Here is a 16,020-nt window from a genome sequence, read left to right as displayed (position 1 = left end):
AAGCTCACCACAAAGGCAACCAAGTAACACAATTTTTCACCACTAAGGACACAAGGGCAACCAGGTAACACAAGCTTAACCACTAAGGACACAAGGGTTACTAAGGTACACGGTTTTTCACCACTAAGGACACAAGGGTTACTAAGGTACACGGTTTTTCACCACTAAGGACACAAGGGTAACCAGGGTACACAAGAAATTTGGTAGTGTCCATATTTGTCTGTAAATCTTATATGACAGCCTTATAGCACTTGCATAGATTCTCAAATTACAGCAATATGGGGACTGCACCAAAAATTTTTAAAAAATAAATAGTTTGTAGTGTTTTTATATTTTAATCCATATATGTGGTAATAGTCATTATATTGAATATATGGAAAAAGGAACCACTATAAAATGTTTTTGAATATCTTAAAAAAATTTTGTGTTACCTGGTTGCCCTTGTGTCCTTTGTGGTTAAGCTTGTGTTACCTGGTTGCCCTTGTGTCCTTTGTGGTGAAAAATTGTGTTACTTGGTTGCCTTTGTGTCCTTTGTGGTTAAGCTTGTGTTACCTGGTTGCCTTTGTGTCCTTAGTGGTGAAAAATTGTGTTACTTGGTTGCCTTTGTGGTGAGTTTGATAAATGTAAAACCAGTATATTATATTAATGAACTTAAGGGGTAGAATCGCGGTACATATATTATAAAAAATTGAAACGGGAAATCTTGGTCGTTCCCGTCTCTACTTTAAGTGATTAGATCATTATACCTAGATCATGATACCTTGTGCATCACCTTATCGAACCGCTTTAGCAGTAATCCGATCAGTATCAGGTGGAACACGATCGCGCCCAGCACGTATAGCCAGAAGTTCGGGCCGTTTATAGTGCCTACCCAGAACGCTTTTACCGGCCAGAAAGTGGGGATGATATAGAATACGAACTCCCATTTCGGGTCCAGTAAATAGGCGATCATCGGTATCATCAATAAGGAACCCATCATCTTCTGTATCGCGAATCCCTGCACTTTGTTTTCTGCGAAACAAGCCAGTACCAGCGCGAAGAACGGCGCCTCGAACGAAGCCACCAGCGCTACTACTATCAGGATTAACGGGTCGATGCCTGTCAATCCGGCTAGCGGGTATGCTATCAGCGTAGACACAAAGCTCAACAGCATAGGCGCCGTGATACGGTATACCAGATAGCTGGATAGTGATACAGGGGTCACTTTTAGCGCAGTCAGCATTCCTTCGTCTCTTTCATCCAGCAGTAGGAACCCTATGCATACGCCGTACATCGCGGGTACGAAAACGACCACTATCGCCATGATCATCGGATAGTACGGCACCAAGTCTATCATAGGGGCCGCCCAGGCTGTCAGCTCCGGCACAAGGAACCTCAGCAAAATGGCTATCATGAACGGCATCGCTATCATCCATTTTAGCAGAGGGTCACGTACCACGTTCAGGAGATCGCCAAGCCCGAAAGACCTTATGATCTTGATATAGTTCATCTCAGTTACCTCCGATCCTGTTCACTATGTGTTTATTGAAGGCTCTCTTTGACAGTACGAACGCGACGACGATCCATACAAGCGAATACAGTACGCCATATGCAAGCTGCCATGTTTCTACCGGCACGAACGCTGCTTTCATGAGTATCAGCGGCGCCTGCATCGGGTGCAGGTAGAACAGCGGGCTTTCCAGCACCTTCAGGTAATCCAGTAACGGGATCATAAAAGCGAATGAATAAACGACCGACGGCATCAGATATTCGCTTATGGAACTGTACTTGGACACGACCATGAATCCCAGCAATATGTATATCATTGCTGTTATTATTGTGCCGAGAACCAGCAACAATACATTAAAGCCGGTGCCAAATACAAGGGTCACCATCGCTATGTTCTCCGCTATCGCAAGCGCTGTCAGCGTGAACACTTTTGAGCCGAGGTACTCCTCTATTTTCAAAGGCGTCACTATAAGCCCTTGCAGCACTCCCTCGCCCTTTTCAAAGAGCACCATGCCGGCTATGAAATAAAACGTGCTGAGAAGCAGGTTGGTCAGTAAGAATACCGGTAGGAATAGTAATGACCCATGAGTGTCCAGCTGGCTGAGCATCAGGACAAATATGATCACCGATAATGCCGCCACATAGACAAAGCCGTACCTTACCTGCATTTTAAAGTCTAGCTTTACCGTAGGGACGAACCTGTTGATCATGCGAGACTCCTGCCTGTCACCTTTATGAATATGTCTTCAAGCGTCGCCTCTTCAGTGTGAATGGTCTGGACTTCCTTGCTGCGGAGTATCTGTATAAAGTCGTTGTTGTTCGCCAGGTCATTTAGCTGGAATTCGCGCGTCTCGACATGCGAGTTCTCGTTGTACTCAACCCTGACGACACGCTTGCCGTGCTGAAGTTTTAGCTTACGCGGCGAGTCTATGAGCTTTATCTCTCCGTCAACTATGAACCCGATGCGGTCGCAAAGCTCATCGGCCAGCGTCATATTGTGAGTTGTAAGGAATATTGTTTTACCTTCTGCCTTTTTCTTAAGGATGATGTCTTTGATAATACGGCCGTTCACAGGGTCAAGGCCTGTCGTGGGCTCATCCAAAAACAACAGCTCCGGCTTGTTTAACATAGCCCTGACGAAACCCAGCCTCACTTTCATACCTTTGGAAAAGTTTGATACTCTGTTGTTTGCGTCAGTCTCCAGGCCGACCAGCTTCATGAGTTCCATCGGGTCCTCTGTCTCTCCGCCATACAGTGCGCGGAAGTAGTTCAGGTTCTCCATCGCGGTCAGCTTGAGATAATGGTTCGGTATCTCGAAAGACACGCCGATATTCTCGTAGAAATCGGACTTTAAAGAAGCCATGTCTTTTCCCATGACCGAGATCTTGCCTTTATATCCCGTCAGCTGGCCGGTCAGTATTTTCTGAGTAGTGCTCTTTCCGGCGCCGCTCGGGCCGAGGAAACCAAAGATCTCTCCCGGCTTAACGCTAAAGGAGATATTCCTTATCGCCTCTTTCTTACCCCCGGGATACGTAAAGGTTAAGTCTTTAACTTCTATCATGTAGTTTCAACTCCCTGTTAAAGGTGAGCATTGTTCACTAGGTATTATAGCGTAAGATATTAATAAAGTTTTTGAACATTGTTCACTTTATATGTATAAAATATTGAGTATACTTTAGAAGCGTGTGTTAAGGATGGAAGCTAAAAAATACGTGAGGAACAAGGAAGAAAAGATAAACATCATTCTTGACTCCACAAAAAAGCTGATAGAGGAGAACAAATACGAGAACGTCACTATCAGGGACATATCAAAAGAGGCTAATGTCAGCGTAGGCCTTATCTATAAGTACTTCCCGGGAGGCAAGCCGGAGATCGTAAGGATAATAGGCATGAAGTTCGTCAATGAGCTTACAGCTGCAAATAACCCCGGCAGCATCGACTTTGATGATTTTCCCGGTTTCTTAAGGAACTTCTTTTCTAATAATCTTGCATACTTCAAGAACAATAAGCGCTTTATAACCGCACTTGTATTGAGCGCGGTACAGGATAGTAAGGTACATGAAATATTCGAAGATGTAGACGAAAAGAAAATGATGGCTATATTCAATTTCTTCGGGCGCTTTAAAGGGGTGGATATTTCTAATAAAGGCGAATCATGGCGATTCATGGCAAAGTGGTCCGACGTGACCAAGCATATTATGCTGCATCATGCGATCTATCCGACGCCGTTTGACTCGGATGAAGAGGTCATTGAGCTTTTAGTAAAGATATCCCTGATGATGTGGGATTATAAAAATGAATGATCGGAAGGCTGGAAATAGCAAACAATAAGTATATCTTGAATGATATTCTATCCCATCACCTATAAACTCATTAATCTATAACGGAGCATCTATTCATGGAAACGAAGGATATAGAGGTCCTGGTACAAAAATTCGCGCTCCAGAACGCGTATAAGTATGGCAAGGTCCCGCAGGCGGGATCCGTGACAGGCAAACTGCTCGGCACACACCCTGAGCTTAAGCCTCATGCAAAAGAACTGATGCCTATCATCCAGAAAGTCCTCGCCGAAATAGGCGAGATGTCACCGGAACAGGTCCAGTCAAAGCTGAAAGAGATCGCCCCCGAGCTCATCGAAGAGGTCCACACTAAGAAAGAGGCGAGGAAAGGACTGCCAGACCTTGACATTTCCAACGTTAAGCCCGGCCAGAAGGTCACTTTAAGGATAGCCCCGAACCCGAACGGCCCGCCGTCACTCGGCAACGCCCGCGGCATTGTCGTCAATTACGAGTATGCCCGTAAATATGATGGCATTTTCATCATGAGGTTCGACGACACAGACCCGTCCATTAAGAAGCCGATGCTTGAGGCGTACCAGTGGTACGTGGAGCAGGCGAAGTGGATGGGATGCCCGCCCGATAAAGTCGTAGTGGCTTCCGACAGGATACCTCTTTATTATGAATATGCCGAGAAGCTCATAGCGCTGGGCCATGCATACGTCTGTTTCTGCGAACAGGAGACTTTCAAGGAACTTAAGGACGCAGGCAGGCCGTGCCCGCACAGGGACACATCCCCCGAAGAGAACATGAACAACTGGAAGCGGATGCTGGCAGGCGATTTTGAGGAGAAGGTCGTATTAAGGATAAAGACTCAGATCGACCACAAAGACCCGGCATTAAGGGACTGGGTAGCATTCCGTATCGTGAGGGAAGAGCACCCCAGGGCAGGAAATAAGTATCTTGTGTGGCCGATGCTTGACTTCGAGTCGGCGATGGAAGACCACTTCCAGAACGTCACGCATATCATCAGGGGCAAAGACCTCATAAAGACCGCGCAGAAGCAAAAGTACGTATATGATTATCTTGGCTGGGAATACCCGAAGGTCTACCACTGGGGCCGTGTCAGGCTTCTTGGCTTCGGCAAGTTCTCCACCAGCGTAATGAAAAAGGGCATACAGGACGGCGAATATTCCGGCTGGGACGACCCGAGGCTTCCGACCGTGGCAGCGCTCAAGAGAAGGGGTATCGAGCCGGAGGCTATCCGGAACGTCATGGTAAACATGGGCGTGACGGAGACCGACATCGAGTTCAGCATGGACACTCTCTACGCGGAGAACCGGAAGATAGTGGACTCAAAGGTTAACAGGTATTTCTTCGTACACAATCCGGTCGTAATGAAGATCGACGGGGCTCCCGAGACGGTAGCAGGCGCACCGTTACACCCGATGGACGAGTCTCGCGGCGTAAGGAAGATCCATGTGCCGGAGAATGCCGATATTCTGGTCACCATGATCGACGCGGACAACATGAAGCCCGGCGACCTGATAAGGCTCAAAGACCTGTACAACGTAAGGATAAAATCGTTAGATCCGCTTTGCGCCGAATACATAGGTAATGATATTTCTGTCCTTAAGAAAGGTGCAAGGATCATTCACTGGGCGCCGAAGGATGGTGTCTCTGTAAGGGTGATAAGCCCGGACGGAGAGTTCCACGGCGTGGCCGAGGCCGGCGTCAAGGATGAACTTCATAATGTCGTGCAGTTCGAGAGGTTCGGATTCGCAAGGATCGACTCTATAAATGGCGTTATAGTCGCGTACTACACTCACCCGTGAGTACGCTTTTTTTGAATTTTTTAATATTTTTATATTGTTGTACCTGTCGGATGGCAGGTAGATACTAACCTCACGAAAACACAGAAACACAAATTTTTTTTATGATTTTTTTAAGGTCTCAAAGTCACCAAAAACTTACTCACAAAATCTCTAATTGCCCTAGTATCACAGTCAACGCACAAACATCCCCAACGCTCGACTCAACGCACTAAATTCTCAAATTCACTAACGCTAAAACAAACACCGAACCTCTCCAAACCACTAAAGTTCAATAGCGCGGTTTCCGTTTAACTCGACTGAAGCATATCGGATATGATGATCAATAAGGCGCAACATAAACAGTGCTATTGAACTTTCGTGCTTTGGGGAGGTTCGGTGTTTGTTTTAGCGTTAGTGCATTTGAGAATTTAGTGCGTTGAGTTGAGCATTAGAGACGTTTGTGCGTTGACGGTGATACTAGAGCCTTAGAGGTTTAGTGAGTAAATTCTTAGAGCTTTCGTGCCCTTAAAAATCATATAAAAAAATTTTATGTTTCTGTGTTTTCGTGAGGTTAGTATCTACCTGCCATCCGACAGGTACTACTATATTAGAATATTAAATTTTTTTTACTTTCGTCCCTCTTCACAGGGATATTCTCCCGAAGGCTCAAATGCGCATTTTAATTCTCCTCGCAAGAACTTCTCAATAGCTTCATCTAAAGTTCCCTTAGCGCCAGGGTAAACCGGTATGTTCTCATCCTTTAACATGTCTACCGCACGCTTGCCTATTCCATCGGCTATGATATGAGTGACTCCTATCTTCGGCATCATTTTCGGCGATGAAGCCTGCTCGCGGCTCGGGTTTTTTATCAAGTCTCTACCGATGATCTTTCCATCCTCGATCTCATAAAGCACGAACTCGTCAGCGTTCCCGAAATTCCTGGCCACCTTATTCCTGTCCTTAGGTATGCAGACCTTCATAACTATCCATGTTCCTTTCTTTTTGTCAATAATATTATACTTTGGTCAAGACAGGCTAAAACAGAAGCGCGACTATCATCGCGATGCTCATTATGATTATCGTAATGGACATCAGCTCTATGTACCTCACCATGCTCTGTGGCTTCATATAGAACTTTATAAGGCCGATGACCGTCAGTATCATTACGGGCACCGATACCAGTGTAAATAATGCCTTTACAGTGACGGAACCAGAAATAACGCTCGCCATGAGCGATATATATGATAGCAGGCTTACCAGAATGAACATATAGAGAAAATTCTTCCTTCCCATAAGCACAATGAGGTTATTCTTTCTCGCCGCCCTGTCAGCGTCATGGTCCGGGAATTCCAGTATCAGTAGGCCTGAAGAGCTGAGGAACGCGATCGGTAATGTTGTGATGACGGCTGCCAATGCCGCATCGTATGTCCCGATAAGTTCGGATATCGACATCACCGGCTTCTGGACATACAACGCTCCCAGGGCCATCAGCGGGGTGGACAGGAACCACATCAATTCACCGGCGCCGTGGTATGAAAGCTTCAACGGCGGCGCAGTGTAAAATATTCCCATGGCCACGCCTGCGATGCCTATCGGGAGCACCATAATGCTTCTCGCGAACACTATGTAAAGGCCGATAATGATACACAAAATAAAGCAGACGGTCCCCACTATAACGACGTGGGACGGCTTAAGCACATTGTCTACCAGTAATCCCGTGCCTCCCGTGTATGGCGTCCTGTTCTCATTGATCACGTCCGCGCCGCTTTTAAAATCAAAATAGTCGTTATACGCTATAGTGCCCGCATGGAGTAACAGGATAGCAACGATGGATAGTAAGAAATAGGGCACGCTGAAATCTTCAGGGTAATACTTGTATGAGATTATGGAGCCTAATATAACGGGCACTATGACATAAATAAGGAAAAGTAAACGAAATTCTTTGACCCATGCCCGTAAATTAAACATATTTTTACATGTCATTTACCGCTTATTTAAGGGATACGGTCAACGACTGTAAAATAGTTTAATATTTAAAATATCAGATTAATATTATAATTGGATATTTATGCCAGTGGAAAGCATGTCGTCGATAGATGATCTAATGTCAAGGATCGAATCCGACCCTTATGACCATGAAGCTCATTTTTTACTCGGGGTGGAATATCTCCGGCAAGATATGGTAGAGCACGCGTTTAAAGAATTTAAGGAGACTGTACGCCTGAAACCTGAATTCGCACCTGCTCACTACTTCCTCGGGAATATTTACATGTACAAGGAATGGATAGACGAAGCCGAAAAAGAGTACGAGACAGCAATAAATCTAGATCCAGGCTACCTCGATCCTCATATTTCCATGGCCGAGATATTCCGGATCAAAAATAAGGTCCCTGAAGCCATGACCGAGTATAATAAGGCTTTATCTCTAGACCCGAATAGTGTTCAGGCCCATCTGGAGCTTGGAGAGCTATATCTGGAGGTATGCGAACTTGAAAAGTCCGAAAAAGAGTACAGGCAAGTCGTCAGGCTAATGCCGGAAGATTCCGACGCGCATCTTAGCCTTAGCGGCATACTTTACCTGAGGCTTAATATCGAGGAATCGATAGCCGAAGCCAGGGAGTCTATCCGGCTTGATCCGGGTAACGCATATGCTCATATTATCCTTGGTAACCTTCTTTCCATGAGGGGTAATAATAAAGAGTCTCTGGAAGAGATCAAAAAAGCTATCGGGCTTGAGCCGGAAAACCCTGAATTTCATTATTCCTACGGGATGGCCCTTTTAGCTAATGAAATGTATGACGAGGCTATGGCGGAGCTCAGGAAGACTATAAAGATCAATCCCTATCACCAGGAGGCGTATATAGCAATATCCGACTATCTGCTGGATGAAGATCGTGCGGATGATGCAGTCTCGGAATTGAAAGGCGGATTGAAGGCCTTTCCTGATGGTGATGAGCTGCATTATGCTCTCGGCCTGTTGTATCTGGACCTTGAGAAGCCTGATGAGGCTATCGAAGAATTGTGTGCTGCTATCCGGATTAACCCTGAATATGCTGAGGTGCGCTATGATCTCGGTGTCGTTTACCTTGAAAAAGGTATGCTGGATGAAGCCGAAGGGCAGTTCAGGAAAGTTCTGGAGATAGACCCGGATTATGAGGATGCTAGAAACGCTCTTGACATGGTCCTGGAAAAAAGTGTTAAAAAGGGCTGATAGATTTCTACTGGTGATATAAAATCGGCTTATTGCAGTAAGAATAATTTGAAAGACACTATCTTCATCAAGAAGGGCTGTAAGTGCTCGAAGGTACACTAATTTTGTTAACCACGAAGCGCACGAAGGCGAATAAGGTACACTAATTTTGTTAACCACGAAGCGCACGAAGGCGAATAAGGTACACTAATTTTGTTAACCACGAAGCGCACGAAGGCGAATAAGGTACACAAATTTTGTTAACCACGAAGCGCACGAAGGCGAATAAGGTACACTAATTTTGTTAACCACGAAGCGCACGAAGGCGAATAAGGTACACAAATTTTGTTAACCACGAAGCGCACGAAGGCGAATAAGGTACACTAAAATTTTTTTTATACTATGAGTATGCTTTTTCTAAAAAGTCCTTCGTGTTCCTTTTTCGACTTTGTGCGCTTTGTGGTTAACGTTTTGTGGTCCTTATTCGCCTTCGTGCGCTTAGTGGTTAAAAAATCGTGCCCCTGGTTGCCTTTGTGGCGATGAACTTGCTATATACACTACTATGGATCAGAATTTGTTAAAGATCATCATACAAATCACTTAGAATATAAATTTTATATAATTAAATTAATAAATTAATTATTGATGATAGATGATAATCAGGACCCGATAAAATCGTTGAGAGAGGAGATAGAGAAAAACCCTGATAATTTTGACGCGCACAAGCAACTGGCTTATGAGCTAACCATGTCAAAGGACTTTGATGAAGCAATAAAGGAGTTCAACAAAGCTTTAAAAATAAAACCTGACGACGCTGAGGTACATTTTGGCCTGGGTAACGTTTATGCCATGACGCTCGATTATGACGATGCCATTAGACATTTTCAAGAAACAATAAAAATCAATCCCATGCATCCGGAGGCGCACTATCTCTTAGGATATTGCTATATCCTCACGAATCATGCGGATGATGCTTTCAAAGAATTTAACGAGGCCATCTACATTAACCCGAGATATGCCGACGCTCACGACGGTCTCGGGATCGTGTATAAGTTTAAAGGAAAATATGGCGATGCGATAAGGGAGTTCAGGGAAGCCCTGGATATCGAGCCGGGTTCCGACATCATTCACTATCATCTGGGAAGGACGCTCCTCCTGAACGGTTTGCCCGATGACGCTATCGATGAGCTAAAGGAAGCGATACGTTTAAATCCAAGGCTTGTAGACGCCTACAACCGGATAGGTAACGCTTACCGCATAAAAGGCATGCCCGACGAAGCCGCTCATATCTATGACGAAGCTATCAAGCTGGATCCCGATAATCCGCAATTACATTATAATAAAGCCAAAGCGCTTGAGATGAAATGCTCTCTGAACGAGGCTATCCTTGAATACCAGAGAGTGATACGGAGGAACCCGGACGATCCTCTCGCTCACAGCATGCTGGGGGACATTCTCGGGATACAGGGAAGCCTGGACGAGGCTATCGACGAGTTCAGGAAATCGCTGTCTATCGACCCCAATTCTGCCGAGGTCCACAGCAGGCTGGGCAGGGCGCTAGAGGCTAAAGGCGAGATCGAAGAGGCGATAAAAGAATATCGGGAAGCTATCAGGCTGGAGGAGGATTTCCCCGAGGCGCATAATAATCTTGGACGTGCCCTTTTCGTTAAAGGCGAATTCGATAAAGGGATAAGCGAGCTCCGTAAGGCCATTGACCTTGACTCCGGCTATCTTGAGGCCAGGGATAATCTTGCTACGGCGCTTTACAGGGCCGGGAAGATCAATGAATTACTGGGATTGCTGGAATACACAGCGAAAATGTTCCCTGACCATGCCGAGGCACATAACAGGCTCGCCATCATCTACTCGATGCTGGAGAGATACGGGGAGTCATTAAAAGAGCTTAAAGAAGTAGTAAGGATCTGCCCCGATAATCCACAGGCAAGATATAACCTTGCATTAATGTATGAACAGCTGAATAGCCCCGATGAGGCCATACGCGAGCTCAGGGAGGCCATCAAATTAAAACCCGGCTACCTTGAAGCTCATTACGATCTCGGGCTGCTGTACGTTTACCTGGAAAGGATCGATGATGCAGTAAAAGAATTTAAAGAGTGCATACGGCTTCTTCCGCTGTATGCTAAAGCACACGATAAGCTTGGCGTATGCTACTTTAAAAAAGGTATGTACGCAGATGCGGCTAAAGAGTTCAGGCAGGCCATTGATATTGATCCCGGAATGGTCAAGGCACATTTTAACCTTGGTGTGACGCTGGCGACGACCGGGGATATGGAAAGCGGTTTGATGGAGCTTTCGGAGGCGCTGAGAATAGACCCGGACTTTGAAGAGGCTAGAGAGAAAATGGAAGAGATCAGGGGTAAGATCGGGGCTACGTAAAGATAGCTTCATTTTTTAAAAGTGATACTGATATTTTATTGCTATTTTTGTGCATGGCTACAAACAGTATTCAGCGAAACATGATCGTAAAATACTTAATATATCATTTACTTTCAAAAATGTAAATTTACTTTGCTATATTTCATATTTATAACAAAAATTATATTTCATTCACTATCATTGTTGTAATTATACCCTGGGACCCTCTATGCTTAACCACCTTTTTAATAGCCTGAAAAGAACGAGCATCATCGCTATGTTCATATGCCTGATAATATCGCTGAACTTATTATCATCGAACGCGAATGCTGCGGCACAGATCATTCAGGCGAACGGAGAATATTTTACATTTGCAGGCCATACGACGCCGAATAGCCCGGTAAGCATAGTATGTACGACGACGATCAGCATACCTGTTACAGGCGGGAACTATGAGTATAGTATAAATGGATTACAGATACCTGAAGGCAGCGGCCTGAGCATGTCGATCAGCCCCGTAACTACTTTAACTATCACAGGTAAAGCATTCGGGGTTACTCAAAGCATGGATATGGCCGTGGTTAACAATAAATGCGGCTTCGCCGTGAATAAGGTCCCGGGAGGTAAATATGATGTCGGTGTATCCGGGAAATCTTCCGCGGATAAAGTATCTCTCATTGTCAGTGCTACTATGGAAACTATCTCAGATGCGCAGGGAGATTATAGCGTATCCATGAGCACCTCCGGTCTTCCATATGGAATATATCATGTAAAAGCTAACGGGGAACATATATCGGATATTTACTATGGTATACCTGCACCCGATATGACATCAGACACTGAAGATACGGGTGATGTCGTAATATACACTACAACGACCATGGGTGTAACTCCTACACCTTCCGGCACCATAACACCATCCGTAACTGCGACTCCCGTGCCATCAGCTACAAAAGTGCCAGCGTCCGCTCCTAGCGCATCATTAACCAGTTTTTTAAATATCGACTGGATGGACGGTATAATAGGTCTGATAAGCAAATATTTCCCGATATGATCCTAAATGAAAAATTCCATCTTTGATTATGTCTAACACAAAGGAAACTAAGGTCACCATTTTTTCACCACTAAGCGCACAAAGGCACACAAAGGACCACTAAACAGTTAAACCCGAAGCGCACGAAGACGAATAAGGTATACAAAATTCTTTTAAGTATAAGCTAATATACTAAAAAGTCCTTTGTTTTCCTTGTTCGCTTTTGTGTGCTCCCATGAAAAACTTTTAGATGGTCTCAGTTAAAATGGACATATTACATCTGTTCTGTGATTGAGTTCTGGCGTTGTGCCTGTCGGATGGCAGGTAGGCACGTAACCTCACAGAAACACAGAAACACAAATTTTTTTATATGATTTTTTAAGGTCACTAAATCACAAAAAATGCTCACGAAATCACGAAGGCTCTAGTATCACCGTCAACGCACAAACGTCTCTAATGCACGGCTTAATGCTCGAAGCGCTCTAATTCACTAACGCTAAAACAAGACCCGAAGATTCTCCAAGGCACAAAAGTTTAAAACCGCTGTTTGTGTATCCCTGATCCCATCAAGGATTATATCGATCATGTAAGCGTCAACCGTGCAGTTAAATTTTCGTGCCCTTGGAGAATCTTCGGGTCTTGTTTTAGCGTTGGTGACTTAGAGAGGTTGGTGCGTTGAGCCGGGCGTTAGAGGTGTTAGTGCGTTGACGGTGATACTGGAGCCCTTCGTGATTTAGTGAGTAAGATTTTGGGGTCTTGGGGCTCTTAAAAAATCATATAAAAAATTTTTTGTGTTTCTGTGTTTCTGTGAGGTTACGTGCCTACCTGCCATCCGACAGGCATAACCATAAAAAACTTCATCTCAAAGACCGGGTAAGTACGACACGTTCTTTCATTCTTAAAACCTGAGCAAGAACCCGCTCATCAAAGATTTCGTGGTGAAAAAGTTGTGGGACTATGAGTGATCTATTTTACCCGATTAATTATCTGATGTATCTACTGGTAAACCTGTTCCTGTCTTTCGATAGTCCTTTCCTTGTCTTTTAACTCGGAAATATGCTGCTTTATATACTCCAGGCGCTCATCTTCCTCTGGCGCGAGCTTCAGGAACTTTTCGTACTCCTCTATGGACTTTTTCAAGTCCTCTACCCTTTCATGGACGTAGCCCAGGTGGTAATACACATCATAATAGTCCGGGTTCAGGCACAGCACCTGCGCGAACTCTTTCATGGCCTCTTCGTACAGGTCTCTCTTTAACAGCGCGACGCCGAGGTTAGTATGGGCAAGGAAGTCGTCAGGGTTCAGCCTTATCGCCTCGCGGTACTCCAAAATCGCATCGTATATCATGCCTTTTTCCATGAGCAATAACCCGAAATTGTTGTGAGTCTTATAATCATTCGTGTTAAGCATCAGCGACCACTTGAACTCTTCGATAGCCTCCTCTAGCATCTCTTTGCTCATGTAGGTGTTAGCAAGGCAGTAATGGACCTTGTAATCATACGGGTCCATTTCCAGCGATCTCTTATACTCTTCTATGGCCTTATCATACTCGCCTTTGTAATGATATGCGTTACCAAGATTGTTGATAGCGATGATGTCGTCCGGAGTTATCTCCAGGACTTTGTTGAACTCTTTGATGCCCTCGTCGAATTTACCGGTCTCTGTCAGGGATATGCCAAGGAACAGATGTGCTGAAACGTTCTTTGAGTTGATCTTTAGGGCTTTCTTGAACTCTTTGATCCCCTGCTCATACATGTTCTTTTCACAGTAGATGTTACCCAGGTCGACATGATACTCGGCGTTTCCGGGCTCAAGCTTCACTGCCTTCTTGAACTCTTCAAGGGACTCGTCCATCATGCCTTTATTGGCATAGCAGGCTCCAAGCGCGTTATGTACTATGGCGCTGTCGTGGCCCAGTTTTTGTGCCTCTTTGAAATTAGAAATGGCATCGTCTATCTTTCCTTTCTTGAACAGGCTGTCGCCGAGATGATAGTAAGCTTCGGCATCCTGAGGGGCCAGCTTCATAGCTTCTTTAAATTCCCCTATGGCCTCGTCGAAAAACTCCTGTTTTGCCAGGATGTAGCCGAGGCTCTTGTGGAATAGCGGGTTATCCTTTTGCAGGTACACGGCTTCCCGGAACTCATGGGTGGCCTCGTGGAACCTTCCCTTTGCGTCAAGCGCATATCCGAGGTTATGAAAAACGTTAGCGTCGTACGGGTTTAGCTTGATGGCCTCATGGTATTCCTTGATAGCCTCGTTATAGCTGCCTTTTCTTGCGAGCGCGAGGCCGAGGTTGTTGTGGCCGTCGGCATATTCCGGCACTATGTCTACGACTTCCCGGAATTCTTTTATGGCATTCTTGAGGCTGCCTTTTAGCCCGTATGCTATGCCCAGATTATAATGGGCTCCGGGGGAGTCAGGGTTGATCTTGACTGCTTCTTTCAGCTCTTTTATTGCCTCGTCCAGCAATCCTGCCTCGGTGAGTGCCTTGCCCAGATTGCTTCTGGCGTCGACGTATTGCGGATCTAGCTTTATGGCTTCCTTGAATTCCTTTACTGCCTCTACATGCGAGCCTTTTTGGGCATATGCGATGCCGAGGTCGACGCGGACTATGGCTTTGTCGGGATGGGCTTTTATGACCTCTTTGTATTCCTGGATGGCCTCATCGTATTTGCCCTGCGTCCTGAGCTCTTTTGCGAGGAAATATCTTGCAAGGGAATAGTCGGGCTTTATTCTCAGGGCCTCTTTCAGCTCTTTTATCGCTTCGTCCGACTTTTTTAGATCGCCGAGAGATCTGCCGAGATTGTAATGGGCGTCGACATACTCGGGATTGATCTTTATCGCTTCCTCGAACTCTTTCATCGCCTCTTCGATCTGCTTTCTGTCCGCCAGGGATGTTCCGAGGTTGTTGTGCGCTTCCGCATAGCTGGGCTTGATCCTGATGGCTTCCCTGTATTCGAGGATCGAGTTGTATAGTAGAATAGGATCTTCTTCGATCTGGGACTTTCTGGATAGTATGACGCCCAGGTTAAAGTGTGATTCGGCGTTGTCGGCCCTTATTCTTATGACGTCGCGGAACTCTTTCATCGCGTCGTCTAATTGTCCAATATCGCTGAGTATTAGACCGAGGACGTAGTGAGGGGCTTCGGACTCGCCGTGTTCTAGCCAGATGGATTCGCGGAGAGCGTGGATGGCGTCGTCTATGAGGCCTTTTTGGTAGCATGCGTAGCCGAGGTTGAACTGGGCTTCGGCGTATTTTGGCTCTATCTTTATGGCGTCCCTGAATTCTTGTATGGCGGCGTCTATGTCGCCTTTGGTGGCGTAGGCTATGCCAAGCGTGTTGTGGGCTAACGGGTCCTGAGGGTTCTTTCGGACCATTTCTTGTAGTTCTTCTATGTTCAGGGTGACCTGTTGCTGTATGTCCTGTTCTGCCATCTTGTCCCTCGTTCGTGAATTTAGTATGTTAGTGTGTTATGTTATAAATATTTGTTTTATGACAAAGTATATTAATACTTGTGATGGTTACGGTTGGTTGGTAGTTCTTTGGATAACAAATGGTTATATTGCTGATAGTATGAATATTTATTCAATGGTTATTTTATGTCGTGGATTTTAAGAAAGGATGAATGGCCTTAACGAATTTTTCTTGTGTTTTATCATGATGTTTTTGTGTTGTTCCTGTCGGATGGCAGGTAGATACAAATTTCACAGAAACACGGAAACACAAAAATTTTTAAATGATTTTTTAAGGTCTCTAAGGCACTAAAAGTTGACTCACAAAACCTCTAAGGCTCTAGCATCACCGTCAATGCACTAACGCCTCAAACGCTCAACTCAATGCAC

At 45.2% G+C, this 16,020-nt stretch carries 11 protein-coding genes; 5 read left to right on the top strand and 6 right to left on the bottom strand.

Annotated features, from left to right (window positions below; all coding sequences use genetic code 11):
* Positions 1–751 precede the first annotated feature (751 nt).
* Genes CUJ83_RS02570 through CUJ83_RS02560 form a run of 3 tightly spaced genes read right to left on the bottom strand, consistent with a single transcriptional unit; the run spans position 752 to position 3,049 of the window.
* Positions 752–1,489, bottom strand: a complete 738-nt coding sequence (locus CUJ83_RS02570) for an Rv2686c family ABC transporter permease subunit (protein WP_230740314.1) — start codon at positions 1,487–1,489, stop codon at positions 752–754.
* Between the two features lies 1 nt (position 1,490).
* Complete coding sequence (locus CUJ83_RS02565) at positions 1,491–2,198, bottom strand: ABC transporter permease (protein ID WP_230740312.1); 708 nt, start codon at positions 2,196–2,198, stop codon at positions 1,491–1,493.
* Positions 2,195–3,049 (bottom strand): ABC transporter ATP-binding protein, encoded by an 855-nt coding sequence (locus CUJ83_RS02560; RefSeq protein WP_230740310.1) that lies wholly within the window; start codon positions 3,047–3,049, stop codon positions 2,195–2,197. The genes CUJ83_RS02565 and CUJ83_RS02560 overlap by 4 nt, the downstream gene beginning before the upstream one ends.
* Positions 3,050–3,182: 133 nt before the next feature.
* Here CUJ83_RS02560 and CUJ83_RS02555 point away from each other — a divergent pair, with 133 nt between their 5' ends.
* A complete protein-coding gene (locus CUJ83_RS02555) occupies positions 3,183–3,791 on the top strand; it encodes a TetR/AcrR family transcriptional regulator (RefSeq protein ID WP_230740308.1) in 609 nt (202 codons plus the stop codon).
* Between the two features lie 95 nt (positions 3,792–3,886).
* Positions 3,887–5,599 (top strand): glutamate--tRNA ligase, encoded by a 1,713-nt coding sequence (locus CUJ83_RS02550; RefSeq protein ID WP_230740306.1) that lies wholly within the window; start codon positions 3,887–3,889, stop codon positions 5,597–5,599.
* Between the two features lie 605 nt (positions 5,600–6,204).
* On the opposite strand, the gene CUJ83_RS02545 is transcribed toward CUJ83_RS02550, so the two are convergent.
* On the bottom strand, positions 6,205–6,558 hold the full coding sequence (locus CUJ83_RS02545) for a NifB/NifX family molybdenum-iron cluster-binding protein (RefSeq protein ID WP_230740304.1): 354 nt from the start codon (positions 6,556–6,558) through the stop codon (positions 6,205–6,207).
* Positions 6,559–6,613: 55 nt separating this feature from the next.
* On the bottom strand, positions 6,614–7,546 hold the full coding sequence (locus CUJ83_RS02540) for a prenyltransferase (RefSeq protein WP_230740302.1): 933 nt from the start codon (positions 7,544–7,546) through the stop codon (positions 6,614–6,616).
* Between the two features lie 100 nt (positions 7,547–7,646).
* Here CUJ83_RS02540 and CUJ83_RS02535 point away from each other — a divergent pair, with 100 nt between their 5' ends.
* From CUJ83_RS02535 to CUJ83_RS02525, 3 genes are all read left to right on the top strand, one after another.
* Positions 7,647–8,789, top strand: a complete 1,143-nt coding sequence (locus CUJ83_RS02535) for a tetratricopeptide repeat protein (RefSeq protein WP_230740300.1) — start codon at positions 7,647–7,649, stop codon at positions 8,787–8,789.
* A gap of 624 nt (positions 8,790–9,413) precedes the next feature.
* Complete coding sequence (locus tag CUJ83_RS02530; protein ID WP_230740298.1) at positions 9,414–11,165, top strand: tetratricopeptide repeat protein; 1,752 nt, start codon at positions 9,414–9,416, stop codon at positions 11,163–11,165.
* 208 nt (positions 11,166–11,373) lie between these two features.
* Positions 11,374–12,198: a hypothetical protein gene (locus CUJ83_RS02525; protein WP_230740297.1), complete on the top strand. Its 825-nt coding sequence runs from the start codon at positions 11,374–11,376 to the stop codon at positions 12,196–12,198.
* A gap of 975 nt (positions 12,199–13,173) precedes the next feature.
* Here the strand turns inward: CUJ83_RS02525 and CUJ83_RS02520 are convergent.
* On the bottom strand, positions 13,174–15,612 hold the full coding sequence (locus CUJ83_RS02520) for a tetratricopeptide repeat protein (protein WP_230740295.1): 2,439 nt from the start codon (positions 15,610–15,612) through the stop codon (positions 13,174–13,176).
* Positions 15,613–16,020 lie beyond the last annotated feature (408 nt).

Source organism: Methanooceanicella nereidis (assembly GCF_021023085.1).
GTDB lineage: Archaea > Halobacteriota > Methanocellia > Methanocellales > Methanocellaceae > Methanooceanicella > Methanooceanicella nereidis.
The sequence above is the reverse complement of the archived record's forward strand: the minus strand, read 5'-3'. Positions and strand labels throughout refer to the sequence as shown.